This is a genomic window from Agromyces chromiiresistens (assembly GCF_029167465.1).
Lineage (GTDB): Bacteria > Actinomycetota > Actinomycetes > Actinomycetales > Microbacteriaceae > Agromyces > Agromyces chromiiresistens.
In genome coordinates this window covers 219,782-239,801 of record NZ_JARFNL010000002.1, presented here as the reverse complement: position 1 = coordinate 239,801, position 20,020 = coordinate 219,782, and the positions used below count along the sequence as shown (strand labels likewise).

Below are 20,020 nucleotides of genomic sequence, written 5' to 3'. Positions count from 1 at the left end.
CACCCGAAGAGCCAGCCTAGGCCATTTCCCGGTCGCCACCCGGGATCGTCGCGTTACGGTTGAAGCGACGAGACGTGGAGGTGGCGCACGTGGCCGATCAGCAGGGTGAACCCGGCGACCGGAGCCCGGAGGACGAGTTCCGCGAGATGCTGCGGGAGCTGCTCTCGGGTGCCGGTGGCATCGACCCGTCGAAGCTCGCCGGCGCGGCCGGCCTGCCCGACGACCCGGCGAGCGTCGCGGCGCTGTTCGGGCAGTTGCAGCAGGCGATGAACCACAGCGGCGACGGCATCGACTGGAGCATCGCCACCCGACAGGGCGAGGAGCGCGCCGCGGCGGGCCAGCAGCAGATCTCCGACGCCGAGCGGGCCCGGTTCGACCAGGCGTTCCAGGTCGCCTCGCTGTGGCTCGACGAGGCGGTCGACTTCTCGTCGCTGCCGCAGACGCCCGAACTCCTCACCCGCAGGGCGTGGGTCGCCGCGACGATGCCGATCTGGACGCAGCTGGCCGAACCGGTCGCCCTCTCGATCTCCGACGCGCTCACGCGCGTGATGCTCGAGCAGGCGCCCGAAGAGATGCGCGGCATGATCGAGAACGCGAGCCGCATGCTGCGCGGCATCGGCGGCACGCTGTTCGCCATGCAGCTCGGCCAGGTCGTCGGCCAGCTCTCGACCGAGGTCGTCTCCGGCGGCGACGTCGGGCTGCCCCTGCTCGACGACTCGCGGGCGGCCATCCTGCCGCAGAACGCCGCCGAGTTCGGCCAGGGCCTCGACATCCCCACCGACCAGGTCGAGTTGTACCTCGCCGTGCGCGAGCTCGCGCACGCTCGGCTCTTCCGCCACGCGCGGTGGCTGCGGCTGCACTTCATCACGGCGATCACCGCGTTCGCGAAGGGCATCGACATCGACACCGACCGGCTCGAGCAGCTGGCCGAGGGCTTCGACCCGTCGAACACCGAAGAGCTGCGGCAGGCGGTCGTGTCGGGTGCGCTGATCCGCCCGAAGAGCGAGGCGCAGCAGGGCGCCCTCGCCCGCCTCGAGACGATGCTCGCGCTCGTGGAGGGCTGGGTCGACGCCGCCACCGCCGACGCGACCGGCCGACTCCCCCGTACCGACGCGATCGCCGAGACGATCCGACGGCGACGTGCGTCGGGCGGCCCCGCCGAGTCGGCGTTCGCGACGCTCGTCGGCCTCGAGCTGCGTCCGCGCCGCCTCCGCGAGGCGACCGCGATGTGGCGGGCCGTCACCGACGCGGTCGGCGTCGAGGCGCGCGACGCGCTGTGGGCGCATCCCGACCTCCTGCCGACGGCCGACGACCTCGACGACCCGAGCGGGCTCATCGCACGGCTCACCGGTGCCGACAGCGCCGAGAACGAGGCCGACGACGAGTTCGACCAGGCCCTCGAGCAGCTCCTCCGCGGCGAGACGCCGGCCGGCCCCGGAGAAGACGGCGAGTCGCCCGAGGCCTGAGCGCTCATCGCACGAGGGCACCCTGTGGAAGGATTCCGCGGCGGTGTCGGGTCCTGGGGCATGCTCTCGGCATGGCTCCGCGAATCGATCCGGCCCTCCCGCTCGTCTGGCGCTCGCCCGTCGAGCTGCAGCTCGGCGCCGAGACCCCGCGCGTGATCATCGACGACCCCGGCCCGCTCGAGACCGGGCTCATCGGCCTGCTGCGCCACGGCGCGAGCCTCGCGACGGTGCGCACGATCGGCGCCGGCCTCGACGGGTCTCCCGGCGACATCGATCGCGTGCTCGCGCTGCTCGCGCCGGCGTTCGTCGCGGACTCCGACGAGGCCGACGACGCCTCCGACCGTGCACCCGCCGAGACGGGGGCGCGGGCACTCGTCGTCGTCGACGGGCCGGCACCCTTCGCCGCGCGCCTGTCGGCCATGCTCGCCCATCTCGGCCACGCCACGACCACCCCCGCCGAATTCGACGGCGCCACGGCCGCCGCGGTGCCTGCGCTGGCGGTCCTCGCCGCGCACTGGGTCGTGCCGCCCTCGCAGCACCTGCGCTGGCTCCGGGCGGACGTGCCGCACCTCGTCGTCGTCGATGACGACCGGGGCTGGCGCGTCGGGCCGCTCGTCGAGCCCGGCCGCGGGCCGTGCGTGCGCTGCCTCGAGCTCGAGCGACGCGATCGCGACCCGGCATGGCCGGTGATCGCCGCGCAGCTCGCCGGTTCCCCGGCACCGTCCCTGCCCCGAGGCATCCGCGCGCTCTTCGACGCCGCCGTCGCGGCGGCCGGTGCCGTCGACGATCGACTCCGGCGCGGCGACGAATCGCTCATCGCGGCGAGCCTCAGACCGGGCGAGACGTCGCCGTCGACCTCCTATCGGCCGCATCCGGAGTGCGGGTGCCGAGCTCCTGCAGGAATCGCGACGGCTCCCGCTCCCCTCGCTGGCCGTCGCCCTGCCGGGCCCAGCTCAATCGCAGGCGTCGCCGTGCCCGCGTGAGGCCGACGTAGAGCAGTCGCCGCTCCTCGTCGATGGCGTCGAAGCCCTTGGCGTACGCGATCGGCAGCATGCCCTCGTTGAGGCCGACGAGGAACACCTCGTCCCATTCGAGGCCCTTCGCCGAGTGCAGCGTCGCGAGCGTCACCACCGCGAGCGCGGGCTCGTGCTGGGCCTCGGCGCGCGCGCGGAGGTCGTCGGCGAACTGACGGAAGGTCGTCCCGGCGGGGGCGTCGTCGACGAGTCGGGCGATCGCGTTGAGCGACTCCCACCGTGCGCGCACCGCGCCCGGCCCGTCCGGCGCCTGCACGCTCCAGCCGAGCGAACGCAGCACGTCGCTCACCGACTTGAACAGCGGTTCGCCCGTGATCGTGAGCGCGGCGGCCCGGAGCGCGTGCACCGCCTGGCGCACCTCGGGCTGGTCGAAGAACCGCGCCGCGCCGCGAACCCGCGACCCGACGCCGACCTCGTCGAGCGCGTGCTCGAGGATCGCCGACTGGGAGTTGACGCGCATGAGCACCGCGATGCGATCGGGCGTCACGCCCGCATCGACGCGATCGCGGATGAGCGTCGCGACGCCCCTCGCCTCGGCGAGGTCGTTCGCGTACTCGGTGACCTCGGGTTCAGGGGCATCCGCCCGCCCGTCGGTGACCGCCTCGAGGCGCAGCGCGCCCTCGCGGCCCCGCATCAAGCGGTTCGCCGTGTCGACGATCGGCCCGGTCGACCGGTAGTTGCGCTCGAGCCGCACGATCGTCGCGTCGTCGTAGCGGCGCTCGAAGCCGAGCAGGTAGTCGCTCGTCGCGCCGGCGAACGAGTAGATGGTCTGGCTCGCGTCGCCGACGACGCACAGCTCGGTGCGATCGCCGAGCCAGAGTTCCAGCAGGTGCTGCTGCGCCGGCGAGACGTCCTGGTACTCGTCGACGATGAAGTGCCGGTAGCTCTCGCGCACCTGCAGCGCGACGGATGCCTCGGTCTCGATCATCCCCGCGGTGGTGAGCAGCACGTCTTCGAAGTCGATCATGCGCCGCTCGTCCTTGACCTGCTCGTACGCCTCGACGAGCTCGACGAACTGCTCGATCGTGAGCCGCCCGGGGGCGCCGCGGCCTTCGAGCCGGGCGCGATACGCCTCGGGGCCGTGCAGGCCGACCTTGCGCCACTCGATCTCCGCGGCGACGTCGCGCAGGGTCGGCGTGTCGACCTTGAGGTTCACCCGCTCGGCCGCCTGCCCGAGCGCACGCCCCTTGTAGTCGAGCACGCGCGGCGCCGGTCCGCCGACGACGATCGGCCAGAAGTGGTTGAGCTGCGCCAGCGCGGCGGCGTGGAACGTGCGTGCGCGCACGGCACCGGCGCCGAGCGTCGCGAGCCGCCCCCGGAGCTCGGCCGCTGCACGGGCGGTGAAGGTGAGGGCCATCACCCGTGCGGGATCGTACGAGCCCGAGGCGACGCCGTAGGCGATCCGGTGCGTGATGGCCCGGGTCTTGCCGGTGCCGGCGCCGGCGAGCACGCAGACCGGTCCGTGCAGCGCCTCCGCCACGATGCGCTGCTCGTCGTCGAGCCCGTCGAGCAGCGGGTCGCCGGTGGTGCGGGCGTCGACGTCGGTCACGCGCCCGACCGCTCGGCGACCGCGGGTGCGCGGTCGGGTTCCTGCGGGGCGGTCTCGACCGGGCCGCCGTACCACTGTTCGATGAGCCACCGGGCGATCGAGGTCGCCCCGGGCAGGAGCACCCCGCCCCACGCGTCGGCCAACTCGTCGCGCGTGAACCACCTGAGCTCGAGGATCTCCTCGCCGTCGGGGGTCGCGGTCGCCGGGTCCGCGCCGGGGGCGACTCGCGCGGCGAAGCCGAGCATGAGGCTCGCAGGGAACGGCCACGGCTGCGAGGCGCGGTACTCGACCCGGTCGACGGCGATGCCGGCCTCCTCGGCGATCTCGCGCACGACCGCCTCCTCGAGCGACTCGCCCGGCTCGACGAAGCCGGCGAGCAGCGAGAACCGGCGCTGCTCCCACAGTGCGTTGGAGCCGAGCAGCAGGCGGTCGTGGTCGTCGGTGACGAGCATGATCACCGCGGGGTCGGTGCGCGGGAACAGCAGTGCGTCGTCGCGGTCGCAGCGCCGGACCCATCCGGCCTGGCCGGGTGAGGTGGTGGAGCCGCACCGAGGGCAGAATCCGTGCGCTGCATGCCAGTTCGCGAGGGCGAGCGCCTCGACGAAGAGACCGGCGTCGAGCGCGTCGACGGCCGTGGCCACGGCTCGGAGGCCCTGCCAGCGCGCAGCCTCGGGCTCGAGCGCGGCGGCCGTGTCGTCGTCGACGACGCGCGCCTCGTACGCGAAACGCGGATCGCGACCGAGGTAGATGCGCAGGTCGCCCGCCGGGGCCGCCGACGGCCGACGCAGCTCGAGCGCCGGCGCCGACCCGTCGACCTGCTCGGCCAGCAGCACGCGGTCGCCGTGCACGAAGAGCACCCGCGAGGCCGGGTCGGCGTCGAACGAGGACTCGAATCCGGGAGCGGTGCGGCGCCCGGCGTCGCGATCGATCACGGCCCGCGCGAACGGCGGCAGCGGGTCGTGCTCGGTCACTGGGCCCCTCTCACTGCGGTCTGCGGGAGTCGTCACCGCGGCTGCGGAGTCAGCGGGAAGGTGTGGCGGTCGCCCCTCGCCCGAAGATGCCTGCTTAAGCTGAATGCCATGGCCAGACCCCCTCTCACTCTAGCCGCGTTGGCCACGGCGGCGGTGCCCGGACTCGAGGTCAACGCGGCACGCGCGCACACGCGCCGCAGCCACGGGGCGTACGACGCCGTCGAGTTCCGCACCACCGACGGGCGCCACCTGATCATCCGCGTCCCGCGCACGCAGGCCGCCGAGTCCGAGCAGTCGGCCGACCTCGTCGCGCTCCGCGCGCTCACCCCCGGCATCCGCAGCAGGCTGCCGTTCGCCGTTCCGACGTTCGTCGGCCAGGCGCCCGTCGACGGCACGCGCGCCGTCGTCACCGACTTCCTCGAGGGCGGGATCTCGACCCCCGATGAGCTCACCTCGCACGACCGCCTCGCCGAATCGGTCGGCCTCGCGATCGCCGCGATCCACTCGCTGCCCGCCGGGTTCGTCGGCGACGCCGGCCTCACCCGCCAGTCCACCGACGGCGCGCGGGAGTCGGTCGTCGCGCTCGTCGGCCGCGCCGCCGACACCGGGCACCTCCCCGCGGCGCTGCTGCGCCGGTGGGAGGAGGCGACCGACGACGACACGCTGTGGCGGTTCCGCCCCACGGTCGTGCACGGCGGGCTCACCGCCGACGTCATCCTCAACGACGGCGAGACCGTGACCGGCGTGCTCGGCTGGTCGGGCCTCGCCGAGGGCGACCCCGCCCGAGACCTGCACTGGCTGCTCACCTCGCGCGGGGCGGCGGCCGAGCGGGCGCTCGGCGCGTACGTCGCGGCTCGCGAGGGCGGCGCCGACGCGCACCTGCCCCAGCGCGCCCTGCTCTACGGCGAGCTCGAGCTGGCGCGTTGGCTGCTGCACGGCGTCGACGAGCACGACCAGGCCGTCGTCGACGATGCGATCGGCCTGCTCGACGGGCTCGTCGAGAGCGTGCACGACCGCTCGAGCGAGCCGCTCTCGCCCGAGACGGGGCCCATCCTCGCCGTCGGCGATGTCGAGCGGATGCTCGACGAGACCCCTCACGACCGGCTTCCCTCCGACCGTGGCGGCGCCATGCTCACCGACAGCTACGACTTCTCGGCCCTGCAGTCGGGCGAGACGCCGATGGATGCCACGGCCCCGATCCCGCTCGACCTCAGCGACTGGGGCGATGCCGCCCCGCCGCGTTCGCCGGGGACCGCGGACAGCTCGAGCGAGGGGACGGACGGCGCCGGCGCTCAGGCAGGTGACGACTCGCGTGACGACGCCGACGACCAGGCCCGGCGCAACTCCGCCTCGTCGTAGAGGGCGTCGGGGCGGATGACCCGATCGTCTTCGACGAAGTAGAACACCGCGTCGACGGTCGACGGATCGACTCCGGCCCAGTGGGCGTACGCCAGTCGGTACAGCGCGAGCTGGGTCTGCTTGAGCTCGAGGTCGCGAGCATCGCGCGGCGCCTTGCCCGTCTTCCAGTCGACGACCTGCACGGCGATGCCCTGCGCGCCCAGCTCCGACGACGGGTCGACGTCGTAGACGGCGTCGAGCTTGCACACGAAGACGTTCTCGCCGAGCGGAAGGTGGAGTTCGAGCTCGACGGCGGCCGGTCGGCGGTCGCCCCACTCCGATGCCGCGAACCGCTCCTGCAGCGCACGGAGCCGATCGGGCGAGTCGTCGACGAGTGCGCCGCCGGCCGGGTCGTCGTCGAGTTCGACGAGCAGCGCATCGAGCTCGTCGAGCCCGGCCGGGGCGCTGCCCTCGATCGCGCCGATCGAGCGCTGCTCGACCCATTCGTGGAACAGCGTGCCGATGCGGGTCGCCCGGAACGGGCGCTGCGGCATCGGCCGGCGCAGCGCCGCCGCGACCTGGAGCGGGTCGTCGACGTAGTCCTTGAAGCGCGAGGCGGGGACGCGGACGGGGATCTCGGGCGCCGCGTCGGGTTCGTGCCTGCGCCGGCGCTCTTCGAGGAGCAGCCGGAGCTCGTCGGCCAGCCGCGGTCCGATGCCCTGGCCGGTGGGTCGGGTCGCCGCGAGCCGCACCGCCTCGGCCGCCGCCTCGACGGCATCGCGACGCCGGCCGAGCGGATCGAGCGGCCAGCGAACCCGCTCGGTCGAGCCGGTTCGCGGGTTCTCGGCTTCGGCGGGGGTGCTCGGCAGCGCATCGGCCGCGATCACGCCCGCGACCGCGAGTTCGCGCAGGAACGGGCTCGGCTCGCGGGCCGTCTTCTGGGTCGACCACCACGAGCCGGTGAGCAGCAGCTCGGACTTCGCCCTCGTGACCGCCACGTAGGCGAGTCGGCGCTCTTCCTCGGCGTGGCGCTCACGGTTCTCGTCGGCGAAGGCGGTGACGGCCTCGTCGAACTCGGCCTGGCTCTGGACACCTCGCCACTGCAGCTCGGGCAGCTCATCGTGGTCGCCCTTGAACTCGTTCGGCAGCTCGCCGAACGACAGCCAGCCCTTGGTCGAGCGCGGCTTCGACGGCACCTCGGCGTCGACCATGCGGGGAATCGCGACGAGGTCCCACTCGAGCCCCTTCGACCCGTGGATGGAGAGCAGCTGCACCGCCCCCGGCTCGGGTTCGTCGTGACGGGGCGAGAGCCGATCGCGCTGCTCGGCCTCGGTGAGCCACGCGAGGAACGCCCCGAGCGTCGGCTGCTCGGCCATCTCGACGAAACCGACGAGCAGTTCGTCGAACGCCTCGAGGCTCGGCGCTCCGAGCGGCTGCGCCGCGTTCGCGGCGACCTCGACGTCGAGCAGGAGCTCTTGTTGCACGAGGTTCACGAAGTCGACGAGCCCGAGTCCCGCGCGGCGGCGCAGCGACTGCAGCTGCGCTCCGGCGCGGCGCATGCGCGCGAGGCCGACCGGGCTGAACGCGCGGAGCGCCGAGTGCTGGTCGGGCGCCGTGAGCACGAAGTCGAGGGCGTCGACGATCGAGGGCGACTCGTCGACGGCGATCGACGAGCGCAGCCCCCTGCGCACGTCGTCGTCGAGGCGTCGCATCGCGAGGTCGCGGTCGGCGAGCCACTTGGCGAGGCCGCGGAGTGCATCGAGGTCGGCGGCCCCGATGCTCCACCTCGCGCCGCCGAGCACGCGGACGAGCTCGGAGCCCGCCGACGGATCGTGGAGCACCCGCAGCACGCACACGAGGTCGGCGATCACCGGCTGGTCGAGGAGACCGGCCATGCCGAGCACGTGCACGGGCACGCCCCGGGCCCGGAGCGCCTCGGTGAAGACCTCGGCGTTCGCGAAGGTGCGGCAGAGCAGCGCGCCGCTCGGGCGATCGCCCGTTCGGCCGAGGCGCGTCGCGAACCACTCGGCGACACGGGCGGCCTCGGCCTCGATCGTCTCGGCCCAGGCGACCTCGAGCCGGCCGGGCCCCGCGAACGGCGAGGCCGTGAGCGGTGCCTTCGGAATGCCGGCGTCGAGCGGGGCGATGAGCACGTTGGCGGCGTCGAGCACGATGCGGGGATTGCGCCAGCTCGTGGAGAGGTCGTAGACGGCCGCAGCGCCGGTCGTGGCGAAGTCGCGCCCGAACCGGGCGAGGTTCGCCGCGCTCGCGCCGCGCCATCCGTAGATCGACTGGTCGGGGTCGCCGACGGCCATGACCGGATGGTCGGCGAAGAGCGCCGACAGCAGGCGGGTCTGCACGACGCTCGTGTCCTGGTACTCGTCGAGCAGCACCGTGCGGTAGCGCTCGCGGTGCGCCGTCGCGACCTCGGGGTGCTGCTCGCAGATCGCGAGCGCGAGCGACACCTGGTCGGAGAACTCGACGAACCCGCGCTGCTGCTTCGCCGCAGCATAGGCGTCGGCGAGCTCGAGCAGCGGCGGAAGCGCCCCGACCACTCCGAGGGCGTCGACGAACGACGCGAAGTCGGTGCGCTTGCGCGGCGCCTCGATCGGCAGTCCCTCCATCTGCAGGAAGTCGCGCACCATGACGCGCACGTCGCGACTGTCGGCGACGTTCTCGGCGAGCGCCCGGCTGAGGCCCAGCACGGCGCCCGTGACGCGGTCGAGCGAGGCGTCGAGCTCGACGAGGCGGGGATCGGCCGATGCCTGCGCGACCGACCGCGCCAACTGCCAGGCCGATGCCTCGCCGAGCACCGAGGCGTCGGGCTCGCGACCGATCAGCATGGCGTGCTCGCGGTAGATCGCGCTCGCGAACGCGTTGTACGTGCCGACGGCGGCGGACCCGAGCGGGTCGAGCACGACCTCGGCGATGCCCTCGTCGACGAGTTGCCCGACTCGCTCGCGCACCCGCTCGGCGAGCTCGCCGGCCGCCTTGCGGGTGAACGTGAGCCCGAGCACCTCCGGCACTCCGACATGGCCGTTGGCGAGCAGCCACACGACGCGGTTCGCCATCGTCTCGGTCTTGCCGCTGCCGGCGCCCGCGACGACGATGCTCTGGCCGAACGGGTCGGCCTCGATGACGGCCCGCTGCTCGGGCGTCGGCGCGTGCAGGCCGAGTCGCGATGCGATGTCGAGCGCGCTGAGCCCCGCGCCCGTCGACGCCGATGACGCGCTCACGCGGACACCGCCGGGATCAGGTGCACCCGGTACTGCCAGGCGCCGAACCTCGAGCCGAAGCCGAGCTCGGCGGGCCCGTCGAAGCCCGACGCGGCCATCGTGCGCGCGACGTCGGCGAGCCGCTCGCGGAACTCGCCCTCTGCCTCGTCGTCGAACGGCTGCTGCGCCCGCTCGGTGTAGCCACGGCCGTGCGCCGGTCTTGCGACGTAGACGAGCTTCGCGCCGCCGAGCGATCCACCGCCGGGCACCGCCCCTGACCTGGCGGCCAGCTGGTACGCGGCGAGCTGCGGATGCGCCGCCGTCTGGGCCGCCGTCGGCGGGGTCCGGCCGGTCTTCAGGTCGACGATCACGGTCGTGCCGTCGGGCGAGACCTCGACCCGATCGATCGTGCCCGTGACGCGCACCCGATCGATCTCGAGCGTGAACCGCCCCTCGGCCTCGAGCAGCACCTTCTCGTCGTCGGCGAAGTTCGCGAGGTAATCGGCGGCGCCCTCGGTCATCTTGCGCGCGCCCCGGCGCTCGCGCTCGGCGACCCAGCCCGCCTCGAAGCGGAGTTCGTCGAGTCGGGCCGACACGCCCGCCCAGAGCGTCTCGACGCTCGTGTCGCCGTCGGCCCGGGCGCCGGCCTCTTCGACGACGGCGTGCACGATCGTGCCGATCGAGGCGGCGATGCCCGACGGGGGCGACGCGACGTGATCGATGAACCAGCCGAGCGGGGACTCCTCGACGCGGTCGATCTGCGACGGCGAGACCGCGACGACCGCCTCGGGGTCGCCGTCGAGGTCGACGAGCGGCGCCGAGGTCGAAGGCTCGGCCAGCCCGTACCAGTCGTCGGGATGGGCCCCGGCGACGCCGGCCTCGGCGAGCAGCGCGAGCGCCGCCGGCGCCTCGCCCGACGGAGACGCGACCGACTCGCGACGGAGCGCACCGACGAGGCCGCGCAGGTGCAGCGGGCGCGAGCGCGGCGTGCGCAGGCGGTCGGGCGCGTAGCCCATCAGCATCGAGGGCTGCTCGTCGTCGTTCGCGGTGCAGCTCAGCACCAGTTGCCGCTCGGCGCGCGACGCCGCGAGTGCGAAGAGCCGCAACTCGTCGCCCCGCACCGCGGCACGGGCCTCGGCGACCGTCTCGACCGACGGCACGGGCGCCCCGGACCGGAGGGCGCTCGCGGTGCGGGCGAGCAACCCGGCGTGCAGGAGCGTGCCGCGCGGGCGCAGGTTCGGCCATACTCCGTCTTGGAGGCCGGCGACGACCACGACGTCGAAGGCACGGCCGATGAGCGCCGGCGGCGTCGTGACGACCACCGACTCGGCCGCGCGCTGCGGCGCGAGCGAGTCCTCGGGCAGCTCGCTCGCGAGCACCTCGTCGATGAACCGGACGGCCGGCGCGTCGGGCTCTCGCTCGACGAACCGCTGCGCCGCGGCGAACAGGGCGACGGCGGCGTCGAGCGACCGGTTCGCCTCGTCGGCGAGCACGCCGGTGCCCGCCGCCTGCGGACCCCATTCGGCCGCGAGGGCGCTCGCGTTCCACACCGACCAGAGCAGCTCCTCGACCGTCCGGCCGCGCGCGGCCTCGGCTCGGGCGGCGGCCAGGAGCTTCGCGAGCCGTGCGGCCCGGCGCGCCGGTGCGGCGTCGATGGTGTCGAACCCGCCGGGTGCGGCGAGCGCCTCGACGAGCAGCTCGTCACCGGTGCGATCGCCGCCGCCCGCGAGTTCTTCGTGGCGGAGGGCGAGGCGGAGCCGCCTGAGCCCCACTGCGTCGAGCCGCCCGATCGGGCCCGTGAGCAGGCTCACCGCGAGCTCGGGGGTGAGGGGTTCGCGGTCGAGCACGAGCGAAACGGCCGAGAGGAGCGCGGCTGCCGCCGGCGCATCGCGCAGCGCCGTGCGCCCGGCGCCGCCGGCGGTCGGCACGTCGGCGAGCGCCAGCCCGCGCTCGAACGCGGGCACGTCGCCGCCGGAGCGGAGGACGACGGCCATCTTCGACCACGGCACGCCGTCGAGCAGGTGCCGTTCGCGGAGGAGCGCGGAGACCGCGCGGCACTCGGCCGCATGCGACGGCGCTTCGAGGCCGACGACGGACTCCAACGCGGGGCGGCCCTCGGCCGCGTCCTGGGTGCGGTCGTACCGGTCGCCGCCGCGCACCGGCCGCGCCCCGCGACCTTCGTCGCCCGCACCGGCCCGGTCGCCCCGCTCGACGCCGGCGGCCCGGTGCGCCCCGCCGAGCGCGGCGCCGATGTGACCGGTGGCCGACTGCACGACGGCGCGCAGGGCGGCGTCGCCTCGATGCACCGTCGGCAGCACATGGCGTTCGACCGGCGCCCCGTCGAGCACGCTGGAGAGCGCGCCGAGCAGTTCGGGCCGGCCGCCGCGGAATCCGTTGCTCGCGACGTCGGGATCGCCGATCGCGATCACCTGCACGCCGCGCGCGGCGAACGCGGCGAGCAGCGCCGCAGTCGCCTCTGTCGCCTCCTGCGCATCGTCGACCACGATGAGACGCAGCGCGGCCAGGCGCCCGAGGGCCTCGGCGGATTCGGCGTCGACCGTGCTGCGCCGCACGATCGCCGCGGCGAAGGCGGCGAGCTCGGCCGAGTCGTACTGGGTCGGGCGCACCTGCGCCTTGACCTCGTCGTACTCGGCGAGGAAGTCGGCGGCGGCCACCCATTCGGGCCGCCCGCACCGCTCGCCGAGCCGGGCGAGGGCCTCGGCGTCGACGCCGTGCTCGACCGCGCGCATCATGAGGTCGCGCAACTCGGTGCGGAAGCCCCGCAGCGCCCGCACCTCGGGCGAGAGCGGCTCGGGCCAGTCGGGCCCGAAGCCGTCGCGCACGCCGCCCTCGAGCAGTTCGCCGATGATGTGGTCGTGCTCGGCTCCGGTGAGCAGCGTGACGGGTCGGCCGGTGTAGGCACGCACGAGCTCGAAGGCGATCGAGTTCGCCGTCCTCGCGAGCGGCCCGCGCGTCGTGAGGCCGAGCCGCACCGCGAGCGCATCGCGCAGCGAGGTCGCAGCGGTGCGCGTCGCGGACACCACGAGCACCTCGTCGGCCGTGCCGCCCTCGCGCTCGATGCGGTCGGCGACGACCTCGATCGCGAGCGTCGTCTTGCCGCTGCCGGGCGCCCCGAAGACCGCCGCGTGCCCGCCGGAGACCAGACGGCGGACGAGCTCTGGAGCGGTTCGGGTGCCCTGCATGCCGGCAACGTTAACGTGTTCCGCCGACAGTGAACGCGAACGGCTCGCGCCTCGGCGATGTGTAGGGTTTCAGCAAGAGCAGAAAGGCGTACCGTGGACGTTCGCATCGGCATCCAGAACTCCCCCCGTGAACTCGGGTTCGAGACCTCCCAGTCGGCCGCCGAGGTCGAGCAGGCGGTCGCCGCGGCGCTCGCCGGGCAGGCCCCCCTGCTGAAGCTCGCCGATGACAAGGGCACCGTGTACGTCGTGCCCGCTGCTGCGCTCGCGTACGTCGAGATCGGCTCGGAGGAGTCGCGTCGCGTCGGATTCGTCGCCTGACGATGGAACTCCTCTTCGTCACGCTCGGCGGCGCCATCATCGGCATCGCCGCGCACTTCCTCTTCCCGCTCCGCAAGCTGCGGGGCGTCGCACTCGTGCCGGCGATCGGCGCGGGCGTCGCCGCCGTGGTCTGGGTGGCGCTCACCTGGCTCGGCTGGCCGTGGGACGGCGGATGGATCTGGGTCGTGTCGCTCGCCGCATCGGCGATCGCGTCCGCGGCCTCGGCCTGGCTCATCGGGCCTGGTCGCCAGAAGGCCGACGACGCCCGCTTCGAGCACCTCTCCCGGCACGGGCTCGGCAAGGCCTGACGGGCGTACCTGCCCGATCCGAACTCGTCCGTGCCCTCTGGCACGGGGGCGGTGTCAGGCCGTGAGCCCGAGCGCGTCCATGCGGCGGGTGTGCTCCGCGATGAGCTCGGTGAACACCGGCTCGACGCGATCGCCCGTGCGGTCCGCCGGCTCCGAGCCCCGCAGCGCCGAGCGCGCGATGAGCAGCGTGTCGCCGACGATGCTGCGTCCCCAGAGCGCGAGCCGGTCGGCGAGACCCGGTTCTGCCTCGATCGCGGCACGCAGTTCGGCGTCGAGCACCTCGCCGATCCCGCCGACGGCGAGGATCGATCGCACCCGCGCACGCAGTTCGACCGGCAGTCCCTCGGCCAGGCGGGTGAAGTAGTCGTCGAGCATGCCCGACGTCACGTGGATGCCGAGCATGAGCTCGTACTGGTCGGCGCCCGCGGTCGACTGCCCGAGCCGATCCGTCGCGGGCGCGAACGGCGCCATCACCGCGTCGGGTTCGACGTCCAGCCTGCGCAGCTCGGCGATGAGGTCGTGGTGCTTGCGCAGCGCGACGCCGGCTGCCGAGCTCAGCCGCTCCTTCGAGTGCATGGCCGCTGCGCCGATCACCGCCTGCGACAGGCTCTCGAAGAACTCGAGCTGGATGTACGCGGCCTGGCCGAGGAACGGCACCGGGTCGGGGACGAGCTCGGTGAAGTCGACCTTGGTGACCTCCGTCGGCGCGACCCGCGGACGCAGCCGCGGCAGCTCTTGACGCACGCCGCGCCGCTTGGACCAGAACACCACGCGAACAGCCTATCCGAGGCTCACAGGGAGTCTCCGATAGGGTGGTGGGGCATGCGGACGCTGGATCCGCGGCCGTGCGCCCGGGGATGAGTCGAGGCGCACCTTCCGACCTTCACTCTCGAAGCACGACCGACAGGCAGATCTTTGACCACTTTCACCGACCTCGGCATCGCGTCCGACATCGTCGACGCGCTCGCGGGCAAGGGCATCATCGATGCCTTCCCCATTCAGGAGCAGACCATCCCCCTCGCCCTCACCGGGCAGGACATCATCGGCCAGGCCAAGACCGGCACGGGCAAGACCTTCGGGTTCGGCCTGCCGCTCATCCAGCGCCTCGGCGACGACCCCGAGCACGGCGTCAAGGCGCTCGTCGTGGTGCCGACGCGCGAGCTCTGCGTGCAGGTGACCGAGGACCTCGAGCTCGCCACCTCGAACCGGCCCACGAAGATCGTGTCGATCTACGGCGGCAAGGCCTACGAAGGGCAGATCGAGCAGCTCAAGGCCGGCGCGCAGATCGTCGTCGGCACGCCGGGCCGCCTCATCGACCTCGCGAACCAGCGCCTCCTCTCGCTCGCCGACGTGCGCGAGGTCGTGCTCGACGAGGCCGACAAGATGCTCGACCTCGGCTTCCTCGCCGACATCGAGAAGATCTTCTCGAAGGTGCCCGCCGTGCGGCACACCATGCTCTTCTCGGCCACGATGCCGGGGCCGATCGTCGCGCTCGCCCGCCGCTTCATGTCGAAGCCGATCCACATCCGGGCGACCGACCCCGACGAGGGCCTCACGCAGGCGAACATCAAGCACCTCGTCTACCGCGCGCACTCGCTCGACAAGGACGAGGTGATCTCGCGCATCCTCCAGGCCGACGGCCGCGGCAAGACCGTCATCTTCACGCGCACGAAGCGTGCCGCCGCGAAGCTCGTCGAAGAGCTCAACGACCGCGGCTTCAACGCGGCCGCCGTGCACGGCGACCTCAACCAGGACCAGCGCGAACGCGCGATGGCCGCGTTCAAGGCGGGCAAGAAGGACATCCTGATCGCCACGGATGTCGCGGCCCGCGGCATCGACGTCGACGACGTGACCCACGTCATCAACCACACCATCCCCGACGACGACAAGACCTACCTGCACCGCGCGGGCCGCACCGGCCGCGCCGGCAAGACCGGCATCGCCGTCACGTTCGTCGACTGGGACGACCTGCACAAGTGGGCGCTCATCAACCGCGCCCTCGAGTTCGGCCAGCCCGAACCGACCGAGACCTACTCGTCGAGCCCGCACCTCTACACCGACCTCGACATCCCCGCCGGGACGAAGGGCCGCCTGAAGCCCGCCGCCCCCGCGGCGAGCGCGACGCGCTCGAGCACGGCCGGCCGGACCGAGGGCGACGCCGAGCGTGCTCCGCGCAGCCGCAACCGCCGTCGCACCCGCAACGGCGTGCCCGCGGGTGACGGCCAGGCGGTCGAGACCTCGGGCCAGACCTCCAAGGATGCCTCGGAGAAGGCTGCCGGCACCGGCACGCACGATGGCAAGGGCAAGGAGCACCACGACGGCAACGCCGCGCCTCGCCGTCGCCGTCGGCGGCGCGGCGGCAGCTCGGGCGGCGGGCAGACCGCCGCACCGGCGGCGCCGCAGGGCTGACCCCGACACCTCCACCTCGCGAGCGCGCAGGCCCCGTCGATGACGGGCGCCCGCGCGCTCGCGGCGTCTCAGCGCCCCACGAGTCGACGCGCTTCCGACGCCGCGGGCCTATTCGGGCGGCAGCACCGGCGCGCTGCCGCGCGCCTCGGCGACGAGCCGAGCGACCACGTCGGCCGCCGTGCGGCACTCCCCCAGGCGGTTCGGCTTGCCCGCGCCGTGGTAGTCGCTCGACCCGGTGATCTCGAGCCCGAATCTCGCCGCCAGTTCGCGCAGCCGGGGCTTGGCGTCGGCGCGGTTCTCGGGGTGGTCGACCTCGAGGCCGAACAGTCCGGCGTCGACGAGCTTGGCGAGGCGAGCGGGCGGCACGACCTGTTCGGCGCCGCGTGTGCCGGGGTGCGCGAGCACGGGCACGCCCCCGGCGGCGCGGATGAGGCGCACGCCCGTGAGCGGGTCGGGCGCGTAGTGCGGCTGGGCGTACCCGGCCCGAGGGTGCAGGATGCCGGCGAAGGCCGCCGAACGGGTCGCCGCATGCCCTCGGGCGACGAGCGCGTCGGCGATGTGGGGCCGTCCGATCGTCGCCCCCTCGACGGTCTGGTCGAGCACGTCGCTCCAGCTGAGGTCGTAGTCGCGCGCGATGCGCCGCACGATCTCCTCGGCGCGGGTGAGACGCGACTCGCGGATGCGAGCGGTCTCGGCGAGCAACGGCTCGTCGAGCGGGTCGACGAGGTAACCGAGCAGGTGCACGCTCGTGAACCCCTCGCGGGTCGACAGCTCCATGCCGGGGATGAGCGCGACGCCCGTCCCGGGCACCGCGGCGGCCGCCTCGGCCCAGCCGCTCGTCGAATCGTGATCGGTGAGCGCGACGGCCCGGAGCCCGGCGGCCGCCGCCTGCCGCATCAGTTCCGCCGGCGACTCGGTGCCGTCGGACACCACCGAGTGGGTGTGCAGATCGGCCTCGCCGATCGCGGCAGGAGCTCGCGACATCCCCCTATCGTATCGAGGGCGCCGTTCTCGGGGCCCTCTCAGAACCCGGCCCCGTAGGGTGGGTGGAATGCTCCCCCGCATCCTCGGCTGGGTCGTGATCGTCGGCACGGCCGCCCTCGCCGCCGTGCTCCTCTGGCCTCAGGCGTTCGGCTTGCAGAACCAGTGGATCGCGGCGCACGTCGTGGCGCTGCGCGGGGTCGCCGCCGTCTGCGGGGCGATCGTCGCGGTGCTGTTCCTCCTCCTCGCGATCCCGCGCCGCGGTCGTCGCTTCGCGATCGCCATGGCGATCGTGTTCGCCGTGTTCACCGCGGGCCAGGTCGCGGTGCTCGCGGTGCGTGGCACGGGCGGCGCGGCCACCGCCGCTGCCGACGACCGCGCGGCGGGTGCCTCGGGGCCCGAGGCGTCCGTCACGGTGCTGTCGTGGAACACCCTCGGCGAGGTGCCCGACGCGTCGACGATCGCGGAGCTCGCCCTCACGGAGGGCGCCGACGTCGTCGTGCTGCCCGAGACGACCGACTCGCTCGGCGAGGAGGTCGCGATCGCGATGCGCGAGGGCGGCTCGCCGATGTGGGTGCACACGCAGGCGTACGACGACATCGCGAAGGCCCGGTCGACGACCCTGCTCATCAGCCCGGAGCTCGGCGACTACGAGGTCGTCTCGGCCGACTACCCAGGCCCGCCGGGCAATACGAACACGCTGCCGAGCGTCGTGGCCGACCCGATCTCGGGCGACGGGCCGCGCATCGTGGCCGTGCACGCGGTCGCGCCGATCCGCTGGGAGCTGCGGAACTGGCGCAGCGACCTCGACTGGCTCGCCGAGCAGTGCACCGGCGAGAACGTGATCATGGCGGGCGACTTCAACGCGACGGTCGACCACTTCGCCGGGCGCGGCATCGACGGCGGCGACCTGGGGCGCTGCCGGGATGCCTCGGTGCAGGCGCGCGCCGCGGCGCTCGGCACCTGGCCCACCGACCTGCCGCCGCTGCTCGGCAGCCCGATCGACCATGTGCTGGCGACGCCCGGCTGGGCGGTCGAGGACTTCCGCGTGATCGAGTCGCTCGACGACGCCGGCAGCGACCACCGCCCGGTCGTGGCGACGCTGACCCGGGCGGGTTGACGAGCCCCGGACCATCCGCCGGCACTCGGGGCCGGTGCGAGAATGGGGGCATGGCGAACTCGAGCGACACCTCCACCACCGAGACCGCGGCAGCGGCGAACCCCTCCGGCGACGAGGCCGGACGCAACGCGAACCGGTCGACCACGCCGGGCTCCGAGGGCTTCAAGGCGTTCATCTCGAACGGTTGGGCCGAACGCGCCGAGACGCTGCCCGAGGCGCGCCCCCAGGCCGCGTACGCCGCCGCGCGCCGCGCGAAGGTCTCGGCCGAGTTCCCGGGCCGGCGGCTCGTCATCCCGGCCGGCGACATGAAGCAGCGGGCGAACGACACCGACTACCCCTACCGGGCGCACTCGGCGTTCGCGCACCTCACCGGCTGGGGGTCCGACTCCGAGCCCGGCGCGGTGCTCGTGCTCGAGCCCACCGGCGACGCCGGGCACGAGGCGACCGTCTACTTCCGCGAGCGCGCGGGTCGCGACTCCGAGGAGTTCTACGCGAACGCGGCGATCGGCGAGTTCTGGATCGGCCCGCGCCCGTCGCTCGCCCACGTCGCGGCCGACCTCGCGGTCGCGACCCGCGACATCAGCGCCTTCGACGCCGTGGTCGACCGGATCGACACCGCGACGCTCGTGGTGCGCGAGGCCGATGCCGCGCTCACCGAGCGCGTCGACCACGCCCGCATCCGATTCGCGGCCGAGCGCGTGCTCAGCGAGAACGCGCAGGACGCGGCGTTCTCGCTGGAGGTGGGCGACGAGCACGAGCCCGACGGCGAGCTCGCGCGCGTCGTGAGCGAACTGCGACTCGTGAAGGACGACTTCGAGGTCGCCGAGATGCGGGCGGCGATCGCAGCCACCGAGCGCGGCTTCGGCGAGGTGCTCGCCGAGCTCCCCCGCATCACCTCCGAGGTGCGCGGCGAGCGCGTCATCGAGGGCGTCTTCGCGACCCGGGCTCGGCTCGACGGCAACGACGTGGGCTACGGCTCGATCGCCGCGGCGGGCCCGCACGCGACGATCCTGCACTGGACCCGCAACGACGGGCCCGTCGTGCCGGGCGATCTCGTGCTGCTCGACGCCGGCGTCGAGATGGACACGTACTACACGGCCGACATCACCCGGACGTTCCCGGTCAACGGCACCTTCTCGCCCGTGCAGCGCCAGGTCTACGAGGCGGTGCTCGAGGCAGCCGACGCGGCGTTCGCGATCGTGAGGCCGGGCATCGTGTTCCGCGAGGTGCACGCCGCGGCGATGCAGGTGATCGCGCGCAAGACGGCCGAGTGGGGCTTCCTGCCCGTGTCGGCCGAGGAGTCCCTCGAACCCGAGAACCAGTTCCACCGCCGCTACATGGTGCACGGCACGAGCCACCACCTCGGGCTCGACGTGCACGACTGCGCGCAGGCCCGCCGCGAGCTCTACATGGACGGCGTGGTCGAAGCCGGCATGATCTTCACGATCGAGCCCGGCCTGTACTTCCAGCCCGACGACCTGACCGTGCCCGAGGAGTTCCGCGGCATCGGCGTGCGCATCGAGGACGACATCCTCGTCACGGCGGACGGCGCCGAGAACCTCTCGGTGCGCATTCCGCGCACCGCCGACGAGGTCGAGGCCTGGGTGCGCGGCGCGAGCCGCTGAACGATGCGTTCGCTCCCGCCGTCATCGGGCATGCACTCGCCGTCGCACGGGCGGTGAGTGCACGCCCGACGCTCGCAGATCAGGTGCGCTCGACCGTCGCCCGCCTCGCCCGCCACCAGGCCCAGAACCGGGCGAGCTGACGCTTCGTGAACGCCGCGGCGCGCTTCGCCCAGGCGAACTCGGTGCCCAGGATCGCGAGACCGAGGAAGACGACGAGCCAGCCGGGGCCGGGGAGCGGTACGAGCAGGAGGCCGGCCACCGTCACGATGCCGCCGAGCACCCCGACGAGCACGCGGTAGGCGCGCTGCAGGCCCGGGCGGCGGCCGATCGCCTGCCGCAGCCGCCGCAGCGCCCGACGGATGGGTCGGTCGGGCCGCTCGGCAGCGGCGATCTCATCCGCGATCTCGAGTTCGAGGGCGGGCCGCGGGGCGTCTCGTCCGGTGGTCATGCGCGTCACGATATATCGCGAGTCTGGGAGCTCCC

Annotated in this window: 14 protein-coding genes; 7 read left to right on the top strand and 7 right to left on the bottom strand. The window is 73.6% G+C overall.

Features of this window, described 5'->3' with window-relative positions; all coding sequences use genetic code 11:
* The first annotated feature begins 89 nt into the window (after nt 1-89).
* A complete protein-coding gene (locus tag PX701_RS05375) occupies nt 90-1,466 on the top strand; it encodes a zinc-dependent metalloprotease (protein ID WP_374201106.1) in 1,377 nt (458 codons plus the stop codon).
* 828 nt (nt 1,467-2,294) lie between these two features.
* On the opposite strand, the gene PX701_RS05370 is transcribed toward PX701_RS05375, so the two are convergent.
* Entirely contained in the window at nt 2,295-4,049 is a 1,755-nt protein-coding gene (locus tag PX701_RS05370; RefSeq protein ID WP_275505700.1) for an ATP-dependent helicase, read from the bottom strand.
* Nucleotides 4,046-5,020, bottom strand: a complete 975-nt coding sequence (nudC, locus tag PX701_RS05365) for an NAD(+) diphosphatase (protein ID WP_275505699.1) — start codon at nt 5,018-5,020, stop codon at nt 4,046-4,048. The genes PX701_RS05370 and nudC overlap by 4 nt, the downstream gene beginning before the upstream one ends.
* A gap of 108 nt (nt 5,021-5,128) precedes the next feature.
* Between nudC and PX701_RS05360 the strand changes: the two genes are divergently transcribed.
* Nucleotides 5,129-6,379 (top strand): phosphotransferase, encoded by a 1,251-nt coding sequence (locus PX701_RS05360; protein ID WP_275505698.1) that lies wholly within the window; start codon nt 5,129-5,131, stop codon nt 6,377-6,379.
* On the opposite strand, the gene PX701_RS05355 is transcribed toward PX701_RS05360, so the two are convergent.
* On the bottom strand, nt 6,313-9,594 hold the full coding sequence (locus PX701_RS05355; RefSeq protein ID WP_275505697.1) for an ATP-dependent DNA helicase: 3,282 nt from the start codon (nt 9,592-9,594) through the stop codon (nt 6,313-6,315). The genes PX701_RS05360 and PX701_RS05355 overlap by 67 nt on opposite strands.
* Nucleotides 9,591-12,776 (bottom strand): UrvD/REP family ATP-dependent DNA helicase, encoded by a 3,186-nt coding sequence (locus PX701_RS05350; protein ID WP_275505696.1) that lies wholly within the window; start codon nt 12,774-12,776, stop codon nt 9,591-9,593. The genes PX701_RS05355 and PX701_RS05350 overlap by 4 nt, the downstream gene beginning before the upstream one ends.
* 93 nt (nt 12,777-12,869) lie before the next feature.
* Between PX701_RS05350 and PX701_RS05345 the strand changes: the two genes are divergently transcribed.
* Complete coding sequence (locus PX701_RS05345; RefSeq protein WP_231430543.1) at nt 12,870-13,094, top strand: DUF3107 domain-containing protein; 225 nt, start codon at nt 12,870-12,872, stop codon at nt 13,092-13,094.
* Between the two features lie 2 nt (nt 13,095-13,096).
* On the top strand, nt 13,097-13,402 hold the full coding sequence (locus tag PX701_RS05340; RefSeq protein WP_231430541.1) for a hypothetical protein: 306 nt from the start codon (nt 13,097-13,099) through the stop codon (nt 13,400-13,402).
* 54 nt (nt 13,403-13,456) lie between these two features.
* Here the strand turns inward: PX701_RS05340 and PX701_RS05335 are convergent, their stop codons facing one another.
* The gene (locus tag PX701_RS05335; RefSeq protein ID WP_231430539.1) at nt 13,457-14,173 is read right to left on the bottom strand and encodes a ferritin-like fold-containing protein; all 717 of its coding nucleotides are present in this window, start codon (nt 14,171-14,173) and stop codon (nt 13,457-13,459) included.
* A gap of 144 nt (nt 14,174-14,317) precedes the next feature.
* On the opposite strand from PX701_RS05335, the gene PX701_RS05330 reads away from it, so the two are divergent.
* On the top strand, nt 14,318-15,811 hold the full coding sequence (locus tag PX701_RS05330; protein WP_231430538.1) for a DEAD/DEAH box helicase: 1,494 nt from the start codon (nt 14,318-14,320) through the stop codon (nt 15,809-15,811).
* 108 nt (nt 15,812-15,919) lie between these two features.
* On the opposite strand, the gene PX701_RS05325 is transcribed toward PX701_RS05330, so the two are convergent.
* Nucleotides 15,920-16,795 (bottom strand): PHP domain-containing protein, encoded by an 876-nt coding sequence (locus PX701_RS05325; RefSeq protein ID WP_231430537.1) that lies wholly within the window; start codon nt 16,793-16,795, stop codon nt 15,920-15,922.
* 67 nt (nt 16,796-16,862) lie between these two features.
* Here PX701_RS05325 and PX701_RS05320 point away from each other — a divergent pair, with 67 nt between their 5' ends.
* Nucleotides 16,863-17,912: an endonuclease/exonuclease/phosphatase family protein gene (locus PX701_RS05320; RefSeq protein ID WP_275505695.1), complete on the top strand. Its 1,050-nt coding sequence runs from the start codon at nt 16,863-16,865 to the stop codon at nt 17,910-17,912.
* 50 nt (nt 17,913-17,962) lie between these two features.
* Entirely contained in the window at nt 17,963-19,537 is a 1,575-nt protein-coding gene (locus tag PX701_RS05315; RefSeq protein ID WP_231430534.1) for an aminopeptidase P family protein, read from the top strand.
* Nucleotides 19,538-19,616: 79 nt separating this feature from the next.
* On the opposite strand, the gene PX701_RS05310 is transcribed toward PX701_RS05315, so the two are convergent.
* Entirely contained in the window at nt 19,617-19,985 is a 369-nt protein-coding gene (locus PX701_RS05310) for a TIGR02611 family protein (protein ID WP_275505694.1), read from the bottom strand.
* Nucleotides 19,986-20,020 lie beyond the last annotated feature (35 nt).